The 20,622-nt window shown below is 39.4% G+C and carries 20 protein-coding genes; 12 read left to right on the top strand and 8 right to left on the bottom strand.

Annotation, left to right across the window (positions count from 1 at the left end; all coding sequences use genetic code 11):
* Both ACYVJ6_RS12030 and ACYVJ6_RS12035 read left to right on the top strand, forming a co-directional pair.
* Positions 1 to 429: a DUF2750 domain-containing protein gene (locus ACYVJ6_RS12030; protein WP_460694310.1), complete on the top strand. Its 429-nt coding sequence runs from the start codon at positions 1 to 3 to the stop codon at positions 427 to 429.
* A gap of 102 nt (positions 430 to 531) precedes the next feature.
* Complete coding sequence (locus ACYVJ6_RS12035) at positions 532 to 1,293, top strand: (Fe-S)-binding protein (protein WP_460694630.1); 762 nt, start codon at positions 532 to 534, stop codon at positions 1,291 to 1,293.
* On the opposite strand, the gene ACYVJ6_RS12040 is transcribed toward ACYVJ6_RS12035, so the two are convergent.
* On the bottom strand, positions 1,288 to 1,773 hold the full coding sequence (locus ACYVJ6_RS12040) for a hypothetical protein (protein ID WP_460694311.1): 486 nt from the start codon (positions 1,771 to 1,773) through the stop codon (positions 1,288 to 1,290). The two genes, ACYVJ6_RS12035 and ACYVJ6_RS12040, sit on opposite strands and share 6 nt — an antisense overlap.
* 45 nt (positions 1,774 to 1,818) lie before the next feature.
* Here ACYVJ6_RS12040 and ACYVJ6_RS12045 point away from each other — a divergent pair, with 45 nt between their 5' ends.
* Together ACYVJ6_RS12045 and ACYVJ6_RS12050 are read left to right on the top strand one after the other, a co-directional pair.
* Positions 1,819 to 2,298 carry an ABC transporter ATPase gene (locus ACYVJ6_RS12045; protein WP_460694312.1) on the top strand — a complete coding sequence of 160 codons (480 nt, stop codon included), beginning with the start codon at positions 1,819 to 1,821 and terminating at the stop codon, positions 2,296 to 2,298.
* A 35-nt stretch (positions 2,299 to 2,333) separates the two neighbouring features.
* Positions 2,334 to 2,627: a YciI family protein gene (locus ACYVJ6_RS12050; RefSeq protein ID WP_460694313.1), complete on the top strand. Its 294-nt coding sequence runs from the start codon at positions 2,334 to 2,336 to the stop codon at positions 2,625 to 2,627.
* Here ACYVJ6_RS12050 and ACYVJ6_RS12055 read toward each other — a convergent pair.
* On the bottom strand, positions 2,624 to 3,157 hold the full coding sequence (locus tag ACYVJ6_RS12055) for a lipocalin family protein (protein WP_460694314.1): 534 nt from the start codon (positions 3,155 to 3,157) through the stop codon (positions 2,624 to 2,626). The two genes, ACYVJ6_RS12050 and ACYVJ6_RS12055, sit on opposite strands and share 4 nt — an antisense overlap.
* An 89-nt stretch (positions 3,158 to 3,246) precedes the next feature.
* On the opposite strand from ACYVJ6_RS12055, the gene ACYVJ6_RS12060 reads away from it, so the two are divergent.
* The 3 genes from ACYVJ6_RS12060 to ACYVJ6_RS12070 all read left to right on the top strand — a co-directional run bounded on the left by ACYVJ6_RS12060 (position 3,247) and on the right by ACYVJ6_RS12070 (position 9,629).
* On the top strand, positions 3,247 to 4,302 hold the full coding sequence (locus ACYVJ6_RS12060; protein ID WP_460694315.1) for a glycoside hydrolase family 130 protein: 1,056 nt from the start codon (positions 3,247 to 3,249) through the stop codon (positions 4,300 to 4,302).
* 59 nt (positions 4,303 to 4,361) lie between these two features.
* Entirely contained in the window at positions 4,362 to 6,566 is a 2,205-nt protein-coding gene (locus ACYVJ6_RS12065; RefSeq protein WP_460694316.1) for a hypothetical protein, read from the top strand.
* A 312-nt stretch (positions 6,567 to 6,878) separates the two neighbouring features.
* A complete protein-coding gene (locus ACYVJ6_RS12070) occupies positions 6,879 to 9,629 on the top strand; it encodes a PAS domain-containing sensor histidine kinase (RefSeq protein WP_460694317.1) in 2,751 nt (916 codons plus the stop codon).
* On the opposite strand, the gene ACYVJ6_RS12075 is transcribed toward ACYVJ6_RS12070, so the two are convergent.
* Positions 9,626 to 11,458: a UbiD family decarboxylase gene (locus ACYVJ6_RS12075; protein ID WP_460694318.1), complete on the bottom strand. Its 1,833-nt coding sequence runs from the start codon at positions 11,456 to 11,458 to the stop codon at positions 9,626 to 9,628. The genes ACYVJ6_RS12070 and ACYVJ6_RS12075 overlap by 4 nt on opposite strands.
* 56 nt (positions 11,459 to 11,514) lie before the next feature.
* Here ACYVJ6_RS12075 and ACYVJ6_RS12080 point away from each other — a divergent pair, with 56 nt between their 5' ends.
* From ACYVJ6_RS12080 to ACYVJ6_RS12095, 4 genes are all read left to right on the top strand, one after another.
* A complete protein-coding gene (locus ACYVJ6_RS12080) occupies positions 11,515 to 11,967 on the top strand; it encodes a DoxX family protein (RefSeq protein ID WP_460694319.1) in 453 nt (150 codons plus the stop codon).
* Between the two features lie 40 nt (positions 11,968 to 12,007).
* Entirely contained in the window at positions 12,008 to 12,223 is a 216-nt protein-coding gene (locus ACYVJ6_RS12085; protein WP_460694320.1) for a KTSC domain-containing protein, read from the top strand.
* Between the two features lie 95 nt (positions 12,224 to 12,318).
* Positions 12,319 to 13,605 (top strand): serine aminopeptidase domain-containing protein, encoded by a 1,287-nt coding sequence (locus tag ACYVJ6_RS12090; protein WP_460694321.1) that lies wholly within the window; start codon positions 12,319 to 12,321, stop codon positions 13,603 to 13,605.
* Positions 13,606 to 13,694: 89 nt separating this feature from the next.
* Positions 13,695 to 14,885, top strand: a complete 1,191-nt coding sequence (locus ACYVJ6_RS12095) for a Gfo/Idh/MocA family protein (protein ID WP_460694322.1) — start codon at positions 13,695 to 13,697, stop codon at positions 14,883 to 14,885.
* 23 nt (positions 14,886 to 14,908) lie between these two features.
* Here ACYVJ6_RS12095 and ACYVJ6_RS12100 read toward each other — a convergent pair whose 3' ends face one another.
* Complete coding sequence (locus tag ACYVJ6_RS12100; protein WP_460694323.1) at positions 14,909 to 15,283, bottom strand: response regulator; 375 nt, start codon at positions 15,281 to 15,283, stop codon at positions 14,909 to 14,911.
* Positions 15,284 to 15,386: 103 nt separating this feature from the next.
* Positions 15,387 to 15,971 carry a thymidine kinase gene (locus tag ACYVJ6_RS12105; RefSeq protein ID WP_460694324.1) on the bottom strand — a complete coding sequence of 195 codons (585 nt, stop codon included), beginning with the start codon at positions 15,969 to 15,971 and terminating at the stop codon, positions 15,387 to 15,389.
* 75 nt (positions 15,972 to 16,046) lie between these two features.
* Between ACYVJ6_RS12105 and ACYVJ6_RS12110 the strand changes: the two genes are divergently transcribed.
* Positions 16,047 to 16,868 (top strand): hypothetical protein, encoded by an 822-nt coding sequence (locus ACYVJ6_RS12110; protein WP_460694325.1) that lies wholly within the window; start codon positions 16,047 to 16,049, stop codon positions 16,866 to 16,868.
* 1 nt (position 16,869) lies between these two features.
* Here the strand turns inward: ACYVJ6_RS12110 and rodA are convergent, their stop codons facing one another.
* Genes rodA through ACYVJ6_RS12125 form a run of 3 tightly spaced genes read right to left on the bottom strand, consistent with a single transcriptional unit; the run spans position 16,870 to position 20,574 of the window.
* Positions 16,870 to 18,144 carry a rod shape-determining protein RodA gene (rodA, locus tag ACYVJ6_RS12115; protein WP_460694326.1) on the bottom strand — a complete coding sequence of 425 codons (1,275 nt, stop codon included), beginning with the start codon at positions 18,142 to 18,144 and terminating at the stop codon, positions 16,870 to 16,872.
* The gene (mrdA, locus tag ACYVJ6_RS12120; RefSeq protein WP_460694327.1) at positions 18,134 to 20,125 is read right to left on the bottom strand and encodes a penicillin-binding protein 2; all 1,992 of its coding nucleotides are present in this window, start codon (positions 20,123 to 20,125) and stop codon (positions 18,134 to 18,136) included. The genes rodA and mrdA overlap by 11 nt, the downstream gene beginning before the upstream one ends.
* Positions 20,122 to 20,574 (bottom strand): rod shape-determining protein MreD, encoded by a 453-nt coding sequence (locus tag ACYVJ6_RS12125; protein ID WP_460694328.1) that lies wholly within the window; start codon positions 20,572 to 20,574, stop codon positions 20,122 to 20,124. The genes mrdA and ACYVJ6_RS12125 overlap by 4 nt, the downstream gene beginning before the upstream one ends.
* Positions 20,575 to 20,622 lie beyond the last annotated feature (48 nt).

The following is a 20,622-nucleotide window of genomic DNA, read 5'->3' on the forward strand; positions in this document are numbered from 1 at the left end:
ATGTCAAAAGACATAACAACAGAAAGCAAATACAATATTTTTATTGAAAAGATAGCAGCATCAAAATTAGTTTGGGGGCTGCAAAATAAAAACGGCTGGGCCAATTCATACTCAAACGATAGTGAAGAAGTTGATGTAATTCCGTTTTGGGAAGACCGTTTTTATGCTAAAAGCTGTGCGGTTGACGGTTGGAAGGGTTATGCTGCGGCATCAATACCATTATCAGATTTTTTAGAGAATTGGTGCGTAGGCATGATCGAGGAAAACATATTGGCAGGCATCAATTGGGATCCCAAAATGAATGGCAATGAAGTTGCTGCCTCAAAATTGGCAATAGATATTTTGGATAGGCTAAAAGCTATTGATTCGGCCATTGAGTTTTTTGAATATGATAGTATTGAAGAATTAACAGCAAAAATTAAAGAATGATTTTGAGTTTGCCTTAATAAAAATTTAATGGAAAATCAGAATAAATCCGAAATCGATCCCGATAGCTATCGGGACGAATCCGAAATACTTCAGGTACCCACCATGGCCCAAATGGCCTCACAAGGCAAACAACCAGAGATATTGTTTTGGGTAGGTTGCGCAGGCAGTTTTGACCAACGGGCACAAAAAATAACCCGCGACATCTGCAAGATATTACAACATGTCGGCATCAGCTTTGCAGTTTTGGGTACGGAAGAAAGCTGCACCGGCGACCCAGCCAAACGTGCGGGTAACGAGTTTTTGTTTCAGATGCAGGCTATGGTGAATATTGGGGTGCTAAATGGTTATGAGATCAAAAAAATAGTAACCGGTTGCCCGCATTGCTTTAACACTATAAAAAATGAGTACCCTGGCCTGGGCGGCAATTACGACGTAATACACCACACCCAACTGATACAACAATTAATTGACGACGGCAAGCTAAAAGCCGAAGGCGGCGAAAGCTTTAAAGGCAAACGCATTACCTACCATGATCCCTGCTATTTGGGCCGTGGCAATAACGTTTATGAAGCACCGCGCAAAGTGTTAGAGGTCTTAGATACCGAGCTGGTTGAACTGAAACGCTGCAAAAGCAACGGCCTATGCTGTGGCGCGGGCGGCGCACAAATGTTTAAAGAGCCTGAACCCGGTACAAAAGACATCTATATTGAACGTGTTGAAGAAATTGCAGCGAGCAAAGCCAATATAGTTGCCGCGGGCTGCCCTTTTTGTATGACCATGCTAACCGATGGCGTAAAACATACGGAGCAGAAAATTGAAGTATTGGATATTGCCGAGATAACTGTACGGGCAAACGGTTTATAAACCCTTTTTGGATTTAAAATATTCTATTACGTTGTGCAGGCTATCCAGGCGCTCGGCTCCCATATTTTTTACAGGAATGCTCAATATATTCGCCATTGAATCTACATTGCCTTTACGGTCGTTATACGTTTGTACAATAATATCGTCATCAATAGTTTTAAATTGCAAGGTGCCGCTGGCTGCATCGCCCAAATAGCTCATATCATTCAAACGGTATAAATGGAAAGAAAAATATTCCTGCTTATTATTTTGGTAAGTTTTACGCAAGCGGATGAAGGCGTCATTGGTTAACAGCAGTTCAAACTTTTTTATTTTATCGCCAACGGATGCATCAAATGACTGGGCAAAACATTTATTGGTCCACTCCACCATATCCTGCTCATCAATAGCAGTTACAAAACCAAAATTGGCCAAACCGGCTATAATTAGCACCAATACAACAGTTATTTTTTTGATTCGGGGTAAAATTGATCTGTACATGACAACAAAACTTACACCGAAGTTAATAAATTGATAGCTTTGTGTATGCAATTTTCTGAAAATTCAAGAGTGTGGATATACCAGTCGGACAGAAAGCTAACCGACACCGAGGTGCAGCAGGTACAGCAACACCTAAATACCTTTACTACCCAATGGACCGCCCATAACAACCAGCTTAAGGCAAAAGCCGAAGTACGCTACAACCGTTTCCTGATATTAATTGTTGACGAGAGCCAGGCAGGTGCCAGCGGATGCTCAATTGATAAATCGGTTCATTTTATGAAGCAATTGGAAGAAGATTTTAATATTAATCTGTTTGACCGTTTTAACCTGGCGTACCGTGATGGTGAAGAAGTACTTTCATTACCACGGCAACAATTTGAAGAACTGCTGAAACAGGGTAAACTCCATAAAGAATCCATCGTTTACAACAACCTGGTACAAAACCTGGCAGAACTAAACACCAAATGGGAAGTACCTTTTAAAGATAGCTGGCATATTCAATTGTTTAGGGATCTGGTTTAAACTTTGATAAAACCAATGACTTAATTGACAACTAAATGTTCATTATCGATCTGACCTATATCGTCCCCTTAGAAGAACTGGACCAGCACATGGCCGACCATGTGAAATACCTGCGCAAGTATTATAAAAAAAACATATTTGTAGCATCGGGCCGTAAAGTGCCGCGCACCGGCGGTATAATTTTAGCTCTGGCAGAATCAAAAGAAGCAGTAGAAAAGATCATCAAAGAAGACCCTTTCTACCAACATGAACTGGCCAAGTTTACTATCACTGAATTTTTAACATCACAATATCACCCCGAACTAAAAGAGTTTTTTAGTAAACCCTAGTTATTGCATGATTGGTTGGTTTTAACCAGCTTACGGATATCAAATCCCTTGTCGGCTACCTGTACCAATAACATACGATAAGTTTGTTCATCCATAACTGGTTTGCGAGATAATATCCATAAATAATCGCGATTTGGGTGCCCCACTACTGCGTATGAATAATCAGGTGCCAACGCTATGATCCAATATTTTCCGCTAAAGGGCCAAAAAAATTGCACACTTAATTTGGCATTGGTTTTTTTATCTTTTACTACCGCCTTACCTATGGCTTTTTTTATTTTACCTTCTTTAATACAGGTATTGGTTACTTCAATATTACCGTCGGGCCTTAAACCGTATACGGCAGAGGTACAGCTACAGCCTTTTTGAAAGCTTTGCGGAAAGGCAGCTATCTCATACCATTTACCCAGATATTTTTCCAGATCAACATGGTCTACCGTTTCTAATGGTTTATCTTTTGCATTTAATGTAAGGGCAGCGATACCGGCAATACCCAATAATGCCGCCGAGGCTAAAACTTGCTTCTTCATATATAAATATAACCATTTAAGCCTGTAAAAGTTTAGACCCATCACATCAATACGCTTAAACAATATTAAAATCAAGGTGTTAAAATATCATGACTGATATTGCCAAAAGATTTCCTGAAAATCCTCTTTTATCCCCTAAAGATATTACACCCAGCATGGACGGTATTCACGTAGCGTGTCTGTTAAACCCTGGCGTATTCAGGTTTGACGATAAAATATGGCTTTTAGTACGTGTAGCCGAGCGCCCGCAGCAAAATGAGGTAGTAGTGTCCTTCCCTATATTAACAGCAACCGGCGAGACAGAGATCATGGAGATTGAACTTAGCGATCCTGAACTGATTGCTACAGATGCACGCGTGGTAAGATATAAAGGGGTTGATTACCTGACCACACTATCGCATTTACGTTTATTTTGCAGCACTGATGGGATAAATTTTGAAGAGCCGAAAGATTATCCTAAACTATTTGGACAAGGCATACTACAAACTTTTGGTATTGAGGATTGCCGTGTTACCTGGCTTGAAAATAAATATTGGTTAACCTTCACCGCAGTATCCGATAGCGGAGTTGGCGTAGGTATGCGCACTACTACCGATTGGAAAACATTTGAGTCGCTCGGCATGATATTGCCACCCCATAATAAAGACTGCGCCCTGTTTGAAGAAAAAATAAACGGTCTTTACTATATGTTGCACCGCCCCAGCAGTGTTGATATTGGCGGTAATTACATCTGGCTGGCGCAATCGCCTGATGGTAAACATTGGGGTAACCATAAATGTATTATAAAAACCAGGCCGGGCAACTGGGACAGTGCACGTGTTGGTGCCGGTGCGGCCCCCATAAAAACAGAAAAAGGCTGGCTGGAAATTTATCATGGCGCCACTGCCGAGCATCGGTATTGCTTAGGGGCTTTTTTGATGGATTTGGATGATCCCTCAATAGTTATTGCCCGCACGCTTGACCCAATTATGGAACCTTTAGAGCCTTATGAAGTAAGCGGTTTTTTTGGACATGTAGTATTTACTAACGGGCATATTGTTGAGGATGATGGCGATACCATTACCTTTTACTATGGCGCGGCAGACGAGTTTGTTTGCGGTGCCAAATTTTCTTTGAAACAAATTTTTACCGCCTTAGGCGTATAGCAGCAGATACATTTTAGATAAGAGACTAGTTATTTAATAATTTCTAAAACTATACTAACATGACCGGAATATCACCATGGGCCGCAGCCACCAGCAATACATTTGCAGGTAGCGATCTTGATTACATTCACACTAAAAAATGCGGCAATTTTACCTTAAACATTTATGCCGATCACAATTCATTATGGTTATTGGCACTTTGGCCCAAAGGGGGCAAAGTAGCTTTTAGAATGGCCTATTCCCCTGATGCAGAAATACAACTAAAAAAAATCAAAGAAAAAGATAACGAAGTTGATGTTTTATTAAACTCCGTAATTGGCACTTATAAGGTAAAAATAACTTTCCCATTAGGCAATGATGCTGTACTGCGTTACACCACTACTTTAAACCCCGCTACTGATCTATTGATCCCGTTTTGGCCGCGCGATATCATCATCCCCGGTAAAGACGGGAAACCAGATAATACTGCAGGCAATATTAGGGCAAGCCAGGTAGGTACGCGTTCGGGTTTGGTGTATTTTAATATGACCCGCCCTAAAGCAGGTTCGGTTATGTACCTGCAAAACCTTAGTGCATTAAATGCTTATTTTGAGCAAACCGAAACATCAGGTGCAGAAACGGTACGCGGCGAATGGCCCGAATTGGGTTTTGCCTTACCCCCTTGCATTAAAAAGCCATTGGTGGCAGGTAGAAAAGTAATCATTGCTGATGCTTTTATACACTTTAGCCAGGAAGTACCAAATGATGAAGCAGCAATGGTTAGACAGTACTTAGACATGATGGCAAATATTTATTTGCAGCTGCCATTACAAGAAACTTTTTATCATGACTGGCCGAAAACATTAGATGCCGGGTTAAAAGACCTTATTGATAGCCCGGGATGTTGGTCGCAAGTTGATGGCCACCAATATTTTAACGCCTATGTGTCTGATTACGAAACCCCACCTGAAATCATGGTACAACTTGCTGTACTGTTACCCTTACTTGATTATGTAGAATGGAGTAAAGTCGACTTAGAAGTAATGCGGAAGATAAAAGAGGGACTGCCATCATTTTATAATAAAGATTTGGGCGTTATTATGCGTTGGCATCCAAAAGCAGAAGCTCAATTAAAAGGAGAAGAAGAACAGAAAAAACCAATGGTGATGGATTCATGGTATCTGCATCATCCCTTGCTTAATTTGTCAAGATTGGCTCTAAAGGGCGATAAGGTAGCCCACCAACTTTTTGTAGATTCATTAGATTATACTATCAAAGTGGCGCACCATTTTAAATATACATGGCCGGTATTTTATCATATGGAAACGTTGGAGATTATTAAAAAAGAAACTGAGCCGGGTAAGGGGGGCGAAAAAGATGTAGCCGGGATTTATGCCCATGTAATGCTGCAAGCTTATGAACTTACCGGCGAAAAACGTTATTTAAATGAAGCCGAAAAGGCAGCTAAAACTTTAAAAGGTTTAGGATTTGATTTGTTTTACCAAGCTAATAATACCGCTTTTGCTGCTGGCGCCTTATTACGTTTGTATAAGATCACTAAAAAGCAACTTTATATTGAGCTAAGTTATTTATGCCTGGCAAATGTTTTTAAAAATGCACAGCTTTGGGATTGCAACTACGGATATGGAAAAAATTTTCCTTCATTTTTTGCTGTCTTCCCGTTAAGCAATGCACCATATACAGCGGCATATGAGGAGCAGGAGGTATTTTGTGCTTTGCATGACTATGTGCAGCATGCTAAAGATATAGATATATTACCATCAGTTAATTTACTGGTTGCTGAATATATACGATATCTTGTTTTTAGAGGCATATATTATTATCCGCCAATGCTACCGAAAGATATGTTAGCTGAAAAACCTAAAATTGGCGAACTGGATGCTAACTTATGGATAGCATTGGAAGATATGCAGGATGGCTGGGAAAAATGCGGGCAGGTGGGTCAGGAAGTGTACGGCGCAGGCAATGCATTTGGAATTTTGCCCCGTCATTACCGGCAAATACCCGACGAAAATTTTATGGTGTTTATAGACTATCCCACCATCAATTATAAATATAAAAAAGGGGCAGGAATCTCTTTTATTGTAAAGGGTGACCCAAGGTTAACTTGTCGTATGGTTATAATGAATAGGGACAAGAAAAACCTGCCAAGGTTCATTGTAACTGCAATAGATCAAAAGTATGAAATAAAAGGAGTTAAAACCAAAGACGGTAGTATCGAATATCCCATAACGGGTGCTCAAAATATACATATCGTTTGGTAAGTTAAAAACACTATTTGTCATAAAAAATCCGGCTTTAAGCCGGATTTTTTATTGTCTGTAACCCAATTAACCCCTCAAAATAATTGGAGGCATTTACCTATAAAACAAATAATTAATTAATTATAATGAAAATATTCTCAACAATTATAGCAAAAAAGAGTAAAACCGCTTCCTATTTAGCATTGTATTACCTATCTTTAATGACCTTAATTAACTTACCTAATGTTAATTTATACTTATTTAACATTATCCGAATGATAAAATAACATAATAGTTATTAAAATGGCGCAATTAATTAAAACTTAATTTTTAGTGATCAAAAAAACTTCTCCTAAATCTATTTTTGATAAAAGTTTCGATGAAAAGCTTTTTCGCCTGCTTGTGGCCCAGGTTAAAGACAATGCTATATTTATGATAGACCCTAATGGGTACATTTTAAGCTGGAACCAGGGTGCCGAGCATATTATAGGTTATACCGAAGACGAAATTATAGGCAAGCATATCTCTGGTTTTTATACCCCCGAGGATATACAAAAAAATGAACCGCGTAAAAATTTAAACGATGCACTAAAAAACGGGATTAGCGAAGTTGAAGGCTGGCGGATGCGAAAAGATGGATCGGTGTTTTGGGCCAATGTTGTTTTAACTACTTTATACAATGACGAAGGGATCTTAACCGGCTTTGCAACAGTAACAAGAGATATTACAGAAGAGAAAAAGATCAGTGATCGTAAAACCAGGTTAAATGCCCAGCTTGAACAACAAGTAATAGAAAATACAGAAAAAATTGTAGCTAACGAGCAGCGTTTTAGGCAGCTAATTGAAAATAGTTATGATGGCATATCATTAATGGATGAAAACCTGAAAGTGATCTTCAGGAGTAAATCATCCCAACGAATAAATGGCTGGACGAACTTAGAAAGAGATTCCCTAAGTATTATTGATCTCGCTCACCCCGAGGACAAAGAATTACTAAAAAACACCGTTAAAGAAATACTTAATAACCCAGGCGTGCCGGTTATTATAACCTACCGCAGCAGGCATAAACAAGGGCACTATATATGGATAGAATGTGTTTACACCAATATGCTTAATGATGTAAATATTAATGCTATTGTATCTAATTTCAGAGATATTGGTGAAAAAAAAGCCGCTGATGAAGAGATCAAAAAGAAAACAGCACAAGTAGAAAATATACTGGAGAGTATAAACGAAGGCTTTATTGCTTTAGATAAAAACCTATGTTATACCTATGCCAATAAAAAGGTTGGTGAAATGGTCAATCGTGATCCGGATTCGCTACTTGGACAATATATATGGAGCATATTTCCTGAAGCAATTAACACCCCTACCTTTAAGGCCTATGATAAGGCGCTAAAAGAACGTAAATATGTTCATTTTGAGGATTATTATGAACCGTTAGATCTATGGCATGAAAACGATATCTATCCGTCAGAAAACGGTATATCTGTTTTTACCCGTGATATTACCGAGCGTAAAAAGGCCGAGGCGGAGATACAAAAAAACCATATCAAATTATTAGAAGCATCGGCTACACAAGCGGCAATATTAGATGCCCTGCCCCCTAATATTGTTTTGGTAAATGAAAAAGGTAAGATCATAGCGGTAAATGAGTCGTGGAAAAAATTTACGCTGGCTAATAATTTAGGCGTACCTCAATTTGGAATTGGCTACAACTATTTAGCCATAGCCGAAACAGCCACAGGGGTTAATAAAACCACAAACAATAAAATAGCTCGGGGTTTAAAAGATGTTATTGTTGGCAACAAAAAAGAATTTAAGTTGGAGTATGTCACCAATAAATCAAATAAAAGGGCGTGGTACCAGGTTATAATTGCTCCGTTGACAGATCATACGCAAAAAGGGGCGGTAATCTTACATATCGATATCACCGATAGAAAATTGGCCGAAGAAGCGCTGATACAATCAGAAGCTAACCTTCGGTCGGTATTTGAAAATACCGATTTGATCATTGTATTGTTTGACAATGATTTGAATATAGTTTCATTTAATACCAATGCAAAAGAAAAAGGGAGGATAAACTTTGGTAAAAAATTAAAAATTGGCGAGTCCGCTTATAAATACTTTCCTAAAGAGCGCAAAGCGCTAATTCAACAAATTGTACATAGGGTTAACACCCTTCATGAAACTGTTTGTTACGAAACAACCTATGTTATTAATAATAGCCTTATATGGTATGAAGTTAAATGGATATGTGTAGTTAATAAGGATAACGAGAGCCTGGGTGTGATTTTAACTTTAGATGATATTACCGGGAAGAAGCATGCTGAACTGGAACGTGATAAAATGACTGCCGATCTGGTACAACGCAATAAGGACCTGGAACAGTTTACCTATATCGTATCTCATAATTTAAGGGCTCCGGTTGCCAACATACGGGGACTTTCAAATTTATTGAATGGTTTTGGCGCAGGCGATGAAGCAGATGCTGCGGCAGCATTACAGGCACTATCCTATTCGGTAAATAATTTAGATAAGGTAATTATTGACTTGAACAACATTTTACAGATAGGTAAGCAGGTTAACGAGCAAATTGAAACCATATCCTTGCCTGATTTGGTTGAAGAAATAAAATCAGGTATACATGAAATGATACGTAAAAATAAGGCACATATAACCTATGATTTTGATGCAGTGGATGAGCTATATACTTTAAAGGGTTACCTATATAGTATATTTCAAAATTTAGTAATAAACAGTATAAAATTCAAACGGCCCGGTGTTCCCCCACAAATTGAAATAAGCAGCAACATGGTGGGCAAAAGCATCCTTTTATACTTTAAAGATAACGGCAGAGGCATTGATCTGGCTAAAAACACCCCACACCTTTTTGGCTTATATAAAAGGTTCGACACTGACGTTGAAGGTAAAGGCATGGGCCTGTTTATGGTAAAGCTGCAAACCGAAAGCCTGGGGGGTACGGTAAATGTAAATAGTGAGGTAAATAACGGAACAGAGTTTATACTGGAATTTCCGTTAAAGCTTAAAAAGAATAAAATAATACCCGATGCTAAGCTTTAAATAATACCGTATAAAGCACCACCTGTTTCGCCCATTTTATCTACCAACTTTTCAACTTCCGGGTCTTTTTCCAAAACAGGTGCGTGGTGTGATTTTATACGAGCATCAATAATAAGCGGGCCGTGGCAGCCCCAATGCTTATGCTCGGTAAATTCATTTATGCCATAAATATCATGCGATGGGTTGCTGCGGGTAAAAGTTACCCAAACAAAATTATTAATGTTTTGCGCGGTAAACCCGGCATTGTCGCACAACACCATTAATGGTAAGCCCCCTAACTCTACCTCTGCTAATTCCTCCTGCAAAATATCCAGCATTAGCGGCATATCACTGGTGCGTATGTTGGCAGGAACTTCAACCGCTAATACCCCCGGCATTACCATTTTAAAATTTACAAATGGCCTTGGCAGGTTAAATCCTGATGGCAATTCGGTCCATAATTCGCGCTTAATATCTCCGGCAATGGTAACTGCCAATTTGCTTCCGGCGTTTAACCCATCGCCGCTATAATCTAAAGTATCAATAGTGGTTTTGGTATAAAAATGCAGATCGCGGGTTAGGTCTATCCTTTGCAGGATATGCTTTAAAAAGCCCTCAATATCGTTTACGCTTAAATCAGGATCATCCTCTTGTGCGGCAATAAATAAATACTTGGCCAGGCTCAATTGGTTTTTGCCTAATATATGGTTGGCTATGGTTAATATTTCCTGCGGTTTACGCTCTTTTATATACGGGGTATAACGTTCGCTTCCAATAGCAAATAATAAAGGGTGTACTCCTGCGGCATCAACCGCGTTTACTGCCTTTAGCCCCGGTATCTCCTGCGGTAAAGCAGAGCCTGTTATTTCATGTATCAAGGCTCCAAAACTGGTATCTTCCTGCGGTGGGCGGCCCACTACGGTAAACGACCAAACCGCATCCTTACGATGATATACGTTATGCACTTTTAATAGCGGGAAAGGATGTTTTAAGCTATAATAGCCTAAATGATCACCAAACGGGCCTTCGGGTTTATTATCATGCGGCATAACAGTTCCGGTTATCACAAAATCAGCATCGGCAGATATACAAAAACCTTCATCATCATAAAAATATCTAAACCTACGGTTACCCAATGCCCCGGCAAAAGTCATCTCTGACAAACCCTCAGGCAGGGGCATTACCGCGGCCACCGGGTGCGACGGCGGGCCGCCTACAAAAATGCTCACCTTTAATGGTTGCCCCTTAGCGTTTGCTTTGGTTTGGTGTACACCTATGCCACGGTGCAATTGATAATGCAGGCCTATTTCCTCGTTCAAAACATAATCGTTGCCGGCCAGTTGTATGCGGTACATGCCCAGGTTGGCATTCATAATACCGGGTTTGTCGCTATCCTCGGTATAAACCTGTGGCATGGTAACAAACGGGCCACCATCATTGGGCCAGTTTACTATTTGGGGGATATCGCTAATGTGACAGCGCTTAAAATTAGAAATACTACCACTTTTCATAGGCAGGGCCGATAAAGCGGTGAGTGCAACATTAGCGTATTTAAAAGGCTGTTTGATGGCTTTCAGCGGATCGCTTTTTATATCAACCAGGGTTTTAACTTTATCCAGTGTGTCTCTGAAAATAAATTTAGAACGCTCCAGTGTACCAAACAGGTTTGATACCGCCGGGAATTTACTGCCCTTTACATTTTCAAACAATATAGCCGGGCCGCCATGCTCAAATACACGCAAATGTATGGCCGCCATTTGTAAATGAGGGTCAACTTCCTCTTTTATACGTATTAGGTGACCGTGTTTTTCAAGGTCGGCTATGCAGGCTTGTAAATTGGGGTATCCCATATATGCTTATTAACAGGGCAAATGTACAAATTGAAAAAGTGTATTAACTTTAAAATATGAAACCACTTTTTGTTTTAGCGGGTACGTTTATATTAAGCTGTCTTTTGTTTTACACCATAACACACGATATTCATTTATTTTTAAGTGGGCGAATTGCCATGTGTATAATGCTGATATTTACATCAATTGCTCATTTTGTTTTTTATAAGGGGATGATGATGATGTTACCACAGTTTATTCCTTTTAAAAAAATCGTAGTTTACTTAACCGGAATTATGGAAATACTGGCCGGAATATTTTTACTTATACCTGCAACCCAATATATTGCAGCAATTTCACTTTTTGGTTTTTTCATCTTACTATTACCAGCTAATATTATAGCCGCCTATAAAAAGGTCGACCTGGAAAAAGCCGACTACCGTGGCAATGGGTTAAGTTATTTATGGTTTAGGGTACCTTTGCAGGCTTTGTTTATTGCATGGGTATGGTATTTTGCAATTTTGAATTAAAAACAAAACTAATTTGCAACAGATTAAGTATAAAGTGGGTATGAGAAGACATAACGTAACATCTTCGGTTTTTAAAAGCGTAGGTTATTATATGGATGAAAAAATTTTGGAGGTTGAATTCAGGGAGACCGGTGAGGTTTGGCAATACCATAATTTTCCTAGAATGGCTTATCGAAAATTTGTTAACTCCGATTCGTTAGGACATTTTTTTACCACCCTCATAAAAAATAAATACGAAGAGGTTCAAATAAAATAACATCTTCAACGTTCCATTTTAACCTTATTATTGGTAACAATCAACCGTATTTTTCTTAATTTCGGTTTTTTAATATGTATTTGATATTTACTAAAATGAATAAGATTACTTTATTAATAATAGCGGTACTATTCACCTGCAAAACTTTTGCGCAGGCGGCCGAGCCCGCAAAGTATAAAACTGCTGCCAATCAATTTAAAGACTTATATAATGAAAATAAAATAGACGATATTTTTGGCTTGTTTAGCGCCGAAATGAAAACTGCTTTACCTCTTGAAAGATTTAAGGCTACAACAGTACAATTGAAATCGCAATTGGGCAACTTGTTGTATGCAGATTTTGTGAGTTATGATGAACCACTGGCCGTTTATAAAGCCAGGTTTCAAAACAGCACTTTTTTATTAAACATATCATTAAACAATAACAATCAGTTTACCGGCTTGGTTTTAAGCCCCTATCAGGACCCAATGGCACGTGTAGCCATTACCGACCCTAACATAATTGAAACACCGGTATCTGTTAAAATATTATCAGGATCCATTTCTGGCACTTTAGCTATGCCAAAAAATGCTACAGGGAAAATTCCGGTAGTGATAATTATACCCGGCTCGGGGCCTCTTGACCGTGATGGCAACAGTGAAAAAACCGGCATTGCTACTAACACCTACAAACTTATTGCTGAAGGATTAGGCAAAAACGGTATTGCATCGATACGTTACGATAAACGCGGTGTGGGCGAAAGCATAAGTACCGAAAAAGAGGAGAACATGCACTTTGATGATGGGATTGATGATGCCTATACGCTGATAAACTTATTGAGTGAAGACAAACGTTTCTCGAAAATAATTTTAGCAGGGCATAGTGAAGGCTCATTAATTGGCATATTGGCAGGAACTAATGAAAATGTAAAGGGCCTGATATCAATAGCCGGTGCCGGTGTACGTGCCGATCAAATATTGCTTGAACAAATGAAGTCGCAACCTGAATATTTTGAAAGAGGGGTTAAAAAAATGTTAGATAGTTTGCGCAGGGGTAAAATTGATAAAAATATTGACCCTGGTTTATATTCTATTGCCCGCCCAAGTGTTCAGCCCTATTTGATGACCTGGTTTAGGTTTGAACCTGAAAAAGAAATAAAAAAATTAAAAATTCCTGTGTTAATTATACATGGCACAACCGACTTACAAGTAAATGTATCCAACGCCGAAAAATTAAGAAAATCAAAAACCACTACTGTTTTATTAATAAATGGAATGAATCATGTGCTTAAAGAGGCCCCTATTGACCGGGAGAAAAATTTGGCTACCTATAAACAGCCCGATTTACCGCTTAAACCCGAATTGGTAACAGCCATGGTTGATTTTATAAATACCCTGAAATGATGTGCATTTATGCGGATGTGAAAATTTGCAAATGACGTATTTAAAGTAATTTATTTAGCTTTATCATAACCAATATAAAACTTATTGTTATGAAAGCATCTGAATTTAACCGCCGCAAATTTATTAAAGAGGCAGCTACTGCAACTGCTGGTTTAGCCTTTTTATCAGGCTTATCTACTGATGCGCTTGCCGCCTATGAAGATGGCCCAAACAAGATCAATTTTATTGAATCAGAAAAAACTATTATAACGCCTGCCGAAACCCGGATAAAATTTGGCGTAATTGGTATTAACCATTCGCATATCAATAGCATGGTTGATGCGGTAACCCGTGGCGGTGGCGAGTTTGTATCTTTTTATGCCAAAGAACCTGATTTAGCTGCTTCTTTTTCGCGCAGGTACCCTAAAGCGAAATTAGTAGCTAATGAAAACGCGGTTTTAGAGGACCCATCTATACAACTGATCATGAGCTCGATCATACCTGATGAGCGTGCACCATTAGGCGTAAAAGTAATGCGCCATGGCAAAGATTACCTGGTAGATAAACCGGGCATTATTACACTTGACCAGTTGGCCGAAGTACGCAAAGTGCAAAAAGAAACCAGGCGTATATATTCCATTATGTACAGCGAACGGTTTGAAAATAAAGGCACAGTTAAAGCCGGCGAATTAGTACAATCTGGCGCTATTGGGAAAGTAATACAAACTATCGGCCTTGGCCCGCATCAAATAAACCCAAGAACACGCCCCGACTGGTTTTGGGACAAAAAACGTTACGGTGGTATTATATGCGATATTGGTTCGCACCAGTTTGACCAGTTTTTATACTTTACCGGCAGCACTTCGGCCAACGTGTTATTTTCTGAAGTAGGCAATGTAAATCATCCGCAATACCCATTATTTGAAGATTTTGGAGACGTAGTAGTACGTGGCAATGGTGGTATGGGCTACGTACGTAATGATTGGTTTACCCCTGATGGGTTAGGTTCATGGGGCGATGGCCGTTTAACTATATTAGGTACCGAAGGCTTTATTGAAGTGCGCAAAAATATTGATATTGGCCTGCCACAAAAAGGGGGCAACCATGTTTATATGGCCAATAAAAAAGAAACAGTAGTATTTGATGCCAGCAATTTAGAATTGCCTTTTGGTAAGCTATTTGTTGACGACCTGGTTAACCGTACCGAAACAGCCATGACCCAGGCTCACTGCTTTTTAGCCACCGAGCTGGCTTTAAAAGCACAAAAAAACGCGCAAAATATCCCCCTTAAATACACGTAACAGGAAGTTTAATAGAATTAAAGCTAAACCTTATCCGTATATTTTTTTACTATTTCAATAATTTCAGTCAAATTAAATGGTTTGCGCAGGTAATCATCGGCCATGCCGGCTTGGGCAATTTCCTGAATATTACTTACTGCCGAAATGATGACAATAGGTATATGGCTTGTAGCAGGGTTTGATTTGAGTTGTTTACTTATTTGCTGACCATTGGCATCACTTTTCCACTCGGTAAGCCAATTATCTAATAATATCAGATCGGGCCTTATGGTATCTAAAGATTTTAAAATTTTAGCTTCTTCTGAAGATACAACCTCATACCCCTGCTCTTCTAACACATAAACAAGGGTATCCCTAATATCCTTGTCATCTTCAATAACTAATATCTTTTTGGCCATAATTGGTAGCATATATTACTTATAACAAATCATAGGTACTATTTTGTTTTACCTATGGCCGCTTTTTATGTCTAATTCCGCAACTTTACAGTTAACAGACGTTTTATTGAGGGAACACAAGGTTATAACAGATTCGGCAACGAGGCTCGTAACTTTCTTTTTCGCCTAATAAGATGCGATTTTTGCCAGGCACTAATCGGTAGGAATATAAAGCAGGATTGCCACACCTGACACATACCGCATGTACTTTGGTAACTGATTCGGCAATGGCCATTAACGCAGGCATGGGTCCAAATGGCCTACCCTTAAAATCCATATCCAGGCCGGCAATGATAACTCTTACACCTTTATTGGCTAACGCAGTACAAACCTCGGGCAGCTTATCATCAAAAAACTGGGCCTCATCAATACCTATTACCTGGGCATGCCCGGCTAATAACAATATATCTGCTGATTTTTTTACGGGAGTAGAAATAATAGAGTTGGAGTTATGCGATACCACATCAGTTTCATCATAACGGGTATCTTGCTTTGGCTTAAATACCTTGTAACTTAGCTTAGCTATCCGTACCCGGTTGATGCGCCTTAACAGTTCTTCGGTTTTGCCCGAAAACATAGAACCGCATACCACCTCAATACTCCCGCCACTTTCATTCTTCCGTTTAAATATATCCTCGGTGATCTGCATCCTAAATTTTTACCAACCTCTAATATCAGCATTTTAATGCTTATTTTTGAAAAGCATTTTTATACAGTACCAACTATGATGAAACAACAGGAAGTATTTAACAAAATAGGCGGGATCATAAAGGAAATTAACGATCAGTATCAATACCTTGAGACTATAAAGGGCCAGTTAAATGATCTTGAACTGGAACTATTTGTTGCCAATACCCATTTTTTGACCGATCATGCTGAGGTGCTGCGTAAAATAAATGCACAAAACACTCCGGCTAAACTCGTCGAAGAAAAACCCGTTGAAGAAAAACCGACCCCCGAAATACCGCCCAGCCATGAAGAAGTATTTTTTGAGCCTGTGATACAAACGGGTAATTCAATACCAAGAGACGAGCCTAAGCCTGAAATAATAAGACACGAATTGGAGGTTGAGGAAAGTTGGGAAGATGATGAATTAATTGAAGAAGAACATATAGATACAGCGCCGGAAGATATTGCAGACACCAATGCAGCGGAAACCGCTGAGATTCCTGAAGTTGTACCGCCCGAACCTGTTGAAGAGCCTAAAATAGACACACCTGTTACACTGGCTAAAGCCGAAGTTGACGAAGTGTATACTATCAATCAAAAAATATCGGCACAAATGGGCAAAACCGAGCCTGCCCTACTGCCAATTACTGATTTAAAATCGGCTATAACTTTAAACGATAAACTGTTGTTTGTAAAAGATCTGTTTAACGGGTACAGTTTGGCTTATAGCGAAGCTATTGAAATACTAAACCGCTTTACAGGTTTAGAAGAGGCTGACACCTTTTTGAAAAAGAATTACGCCACCAAAAACAATTGGGAAAGCAAGCCACAAACTACCGATAAATTTTACGAATTGTTAAAGAGAAGATACTTGTAAATTAAGCGTAGATCATCCCCATCCGGTTACTATCCAGTTTGATCATAATAAACAACAGGATAGTAAAACTCCACAAAGATGACCCTCCGTAGCTTACAAAAGGCAATGGAATGCCTATTACCGGTACTAAACCTATGGTCATACCTATATTTATCATTACGTGGAAAAAGATGATAGAGGCCACCCCATAACCATATATTCTTGAAAATGGCGATCGTTGCCGCTCGGCGATTACGATCAATCGTAACATCAAAAATAAATAAAGGCTTAAAACCACTACCGACCCTGCAAACCCCCACTCTTCGCCCACGGTACAAAAAATAAAATCGGTGCTTTGCTCAGGCACAAATGAGTATTTGGTTTGTGTGCCATGCATATAACCCTTACCCCACATTTTACCCGAACCTATGGCTATCATGGATTGACGCAGGTTATACCCCTTGCCCCTATAATCTTTGGTTATGCCCAATATAATATCAATACGTGATTTTTGGTGCGGTTGCAGAACTTTATTGTATAGAAACTGCACACTAAAAACAAATGCGATAGAAGCTGCCAGACCAATTAACATAGTAATGATTATTCGTTTGCTTTTTTTAAACAAATAAATAACCAGGGCAGTAAAAGCTACTAAACCACCTATTATATACAACGTATCATACAATATAGCAGTTACAAATAAAAATATGGCCAGCGCTGTCCCAATTAAAAACAATGAGGATAACCCCTCGCGGTACAATACAAAAATTAACGCGCAAAACACCAGTGCAGAGCCCGCATCATGCTGTAAAAGTATTAACCCCAATGGCAGGCCAATTATACCCCCAGCAATTAAAAACGACTTAATATCTGTAACCTTTACATTAGCCGCGCTTAAGTATCTGGCCAATAGCAGGCAGGTAGCAAATTTGGCAAACTCAGATGGTTGCAGCCTAAACCCGCCGCCTACTGGTATCCATGATTGATTACCGCCCACATTACGCCCTATTAGCAGTACCAGTATTAATAATACGATAGTAATAACATAAATAGCAGGCGACAGCGCGGTTAAAAACCGGCTTTCGAGCAATAAAATAACTATAGCAATTATTATGGATGATATAATAAATATGAATTGCTTACCGTAATTAGCATCAAGGTCGAGCAGGCTTTTGTTATTAGGATCATAAACTGCCGAATGAATATTTAACAAACCAATGGTACATAGTGCCAGGTAAATTAATATGGATACCCAATCAACATTATAAAAAAAACTGCGCTGCTGGCTACTCATCATCTTTAAATTTAGTGAGCATTGCGGTTAATTTTATAGGGACAGGTTTTTTCCGTACCGGGGCCGAAGCAGTTTTTAATTTAGGTGCGGCACTTACTTTAACCACATCCTTTTTTAAACTATCAACAGATATTTTTTTAGCAGGCGATTTTTGCTTTAATTCAGGTAACAAATTGGCTTCCATGTAATAATTGGGCTCAATACCTGAAGGCCTGTTGGTTATACTATCCTTTAAATATTTCTCAACCATAAAGCTGGCAATAGGCGCCGCCCACCTGGCACCCTGGCCGGCATTTTCAATCACAACGGCTATGGCAATTTTAGGATTGTCGCGCGGTGCAAAGGCAACAAATACAGAATGGTCCTTGCCACGATTGTTTTGTACAGTACCTGTTTTTCCGCACATCACTATGCCGGGTATTCTTGACCCTGCGGCAGTACCTTGTTCGACCACGGATTGCATGCCATCAATAACAGGTTCAAAAAATTGCGGATCTATGCCAACAGAATTTTTCACCAGGTATTCCTGTTTTATTATCTGCTTATCGCCTATTGCTTTAATCAAATGGGGCTTGTAATAAAAACCACGATTAGCAATTGTAGCTTCAATGTTGGCCAATTGTAAAGGGGTAGCATCTAACTCTCCTTGCCCTATGCCCAATGAAATAACTGTGCTTGACCGCCAGCCACCTTTCCGGTACTTCTTGTCGTACAACGACGCTTCTGGCAAGTAACCCCGCCCTTCAGCTGGCAGATCAAGGTCAAGTCTTGAACCTAAGCCAAATTTAGCGACATTGTTTCGCCACACGGTGAAGCTGGCATCGGTTTGTTTTGGACCGTTACGATTGATCAGTTTTTCAAATACCATATCAAAATACCCATTACATGAATGGGCCACTGCACTGCTCAAATTAACCGCTCCATGCTGCTCACCATTAAAGCACCTAATTTTGCGATTACCAGCCTGATAATAGCCCGGACAAAAATAAATAGTTGAAGGTGTAATTATACCTTCCTGCAAAGCGATCAAGGCACTAAGCGGTTTAAATGACGAGCCGGGTTGATAGTTAGCCTGTATAGGCCTTATTAAAAATGGTTTATAAGGATCATTGTACAGGGCACCATAATTTTTATTACGTTCGCGCGCCATTAAGTTGGGGTCGAAAGTTGGACTGCTTACAAAGGCAAGTATCTCTCCTGTTGACGGTTCGATAGCCACTATACTGCCCACCTTATTACTCATTAATTTTTCACCCAATTTTTGCAATTCGGCATCTAACGACGAAGTAAGGCGTTCGCCGGGTACAGGAACGGTATCCCGGGCACCATTATCAAATGAACCCTGTGGCACGCCCCTTGAGTTAACCAACACGTTTTTTACACCCCGCTGTCCACGTAATACATCTTCGTATGCACTTTCAACACCAGTAATGCCAATGTAATCTCCGCGGCGGTAATATCCTCCCGACTCGTCAATTCTCTTATCATTCACCTCGCCGATATACCCCAAGAACTGAGCAGCGGTAGAGTCGGGATAGGTACGTATAGGATGGGGTTGAACAATAAAGCCGGGAAATTCTGACATGCGTTCCTGTAAAGAAGCATATAACCTTGGCGATAATTGCTTTTCAAAATCCGATTCCAAATTGGGGGAATGACGTCTGGCCTTTTCTAATCTTTTATCAAATTCCTCTTTAGTAATATCTATAAGCCTGCAAAATTCAAGGGTATCAAAAGGCTTTACTTCTTTAGGAATAACTGATATGTCATAAACCAGTTCGTTAGTAACCAGTGTTCTTCCTTTCCTATCCAATATTACCCCACGTGCTGGGTATTGTATAAAACGTTTTATAACATTTCCGTTGGCTATAGTCAAATACCGGTCGTCAACTATCTGGATATAATATAACCTGGCCAGTAAAATTAATACTACCGTTATAAATATACCCGCAATGATGTATCGCCTCTCGAAAAAATTGTTCATTTACGCTCTTTGCTCCTGTAAAATAGCAGTCCGGTTATCAACATCAAAAATACAGTAAATATCGAGCTAAAAACAACCCTGCTCAACGTATATTGTATTTCATCTAAACGGAAAACCTCCAGGTTAAAGAGAAAGAAATGGTGGAATAAAGTTAACACCAATGCATAGGTAAAAAACCATCTGAAACCCATTATGCTTAGGGTTGGTTCAGGCTCATTATCAAAGCCGTCCTTTTGTACGGTAATACTAATAAACAGCACTCGTACCAGTGCCAATATAACACAAGTAGCCGCGTGCAAACCCGGCGTATTATAAAAAGCATCAATGGTTAATCCCAATATAAATGCCAGCGGGAACAATAAAATATTGGGTGTTTCAAAAGGCAGCAAGAGGATAAACAAGATATATAAATAAGGCGTAGACAAATCATACAGGGTTATATTTTTCAATAAAAAAACCTGTATAAAAACCAACAGCACAAATCTTATAATATTTAT

The sequence above is a fragment of the Mucilaginibacter puniceus genome, assembly GCF_054783175.1.

Excerpts from the sequence above, each read along its gene's own strand:
- ACYVJ6_RS12060 (WP_460694315.1), top strand. The coding sequence starts at position 3,247 with ATGACTGATATTGCCAAAAGATTTCCTGAAAATCCTCTTTTATCCCCT.
- mrdA (WP_460694327.1), bottom strand. The coding sequence starts at position 20,125 with ATGAACAATTTTTTCGAGAGGCGATACATCATTGCGGGTATATTTATA.
- ACYVJ6_RS12035 (WP_460694630.1), top strand. The coding sequence starts at position 532 with ATGGCCCAAATGGCCTCACAAGGCAAACAACCAGAGATATTGTTTTGG.
- ACYVJ6_RS12030 (WP_460694310.1), top strand. The coding sequence starts at position 1 with ATGTCAAAAGACATAACAACAGAAAGCAAATACAATATTTTTATTGAA.
- ACYVJ6_RS12055 (WP_460694314.1), bottom strand. The coding sequence starts at position 3,157 with ATGAAGAAGCAAGTTTTAGCCTCGGCGGCATTATTGGGTATTGCCGGT.
- ACYVJ6_RS12100 (WP_460694323.1), bottom strand. The coding sequence starts at position 15,283 with ATGGCCAAAAAGATATTAGTTATTGAAGATGACAAGGATATTAGGGAT.
- ACYVJ6_RS12095 (WP_460694322.1), top strand. The coding sequence starts at position 13,695 with ATGAAAGCATCTGAATTTAACCGCCGCAAATTTATTAAAGAGGCAGCT.
- ACYVJ6_RS12080 (WP_460694319.1), top strand. The coding sequence starts at position 11,515 with ATGAAACCACTTTTTGTTTTAGCGGGTACGTTTATATTAAGCTGTCTT.
- ACYVJ6_RS12075 (WP_460694318.1), bottom strand. The coding sequence starts at position 11,458 with ATGGGATACCCCAATTTACAAGCCTGCATAGCCGACCTTGAAAAACAC.
- ACYVJ6_RS12050 (WP_460694313.1), top strand. The coding sequence starts at position 2,334 with ATGTTCATTATCGATCTGACCTATATCGTCCCCTTAGAAGAACTGGAC.
- rodA (WP_460694326.1), bottom strand. The coding sequence starts at position 18,144 with ATGATGAGTAGCCAGCAGCGCAGTTTTTTTTATAATGTTGATTGGGTA.
- ACYVJ6_RS12110 (WP_460694325.1), top strand. The coding sequence starts at position 16,047 with ATGATGAAACAACAGGAAGTATTTAACAAAATAGGCGGGATCATAAAG.
- ACYVJ6_RS12085 (WP_460694320.1), top strand. The coding sequence starts at position 12,008 with ATGAGAAGACATAACGTAACATCTTCGGTTTTTAAAAGCGTAGGTTAT.
- ACYVJ6_RS12065 (WP_460694316.1), top strand. The coding sequence starts at position 4,362 with ATGACCGGAATATCACCATGGGCCGCAGCCACCAGCAATACATTTGCA.
- ACYVJ6_RS12040 (WP_460694311.1), bottom strand. The coding sequence starts at position 1,773 with ATGTACAGATCAATTTTACCCCGAATCAAAAAAATAACTGTTGTATTG.
- ACYVJ6_RS12045 (WP_460694312.1), top strand. The coding sequence starts at position 1,819 with ATGCAATTTTCTGAAAATTCAAGAGTGTGGATATACCAGTCGGACAGA.
- ACYVJ6_RS12090 (WP_460694321.1), top strand. The coding sequence starts at position 12,319 with ATGAATAAGATTACTTTATTAATAATAGCGGTACTATTCACCTGCAAA.
- ACYVJ6_RS12105 (WP_460694324.1), bottom strand. The coding sequence starts at position 15,971 with ATGCAGATCACCGAGGATATATTTAAACGGAAGAATGAAAGTGGCGGG.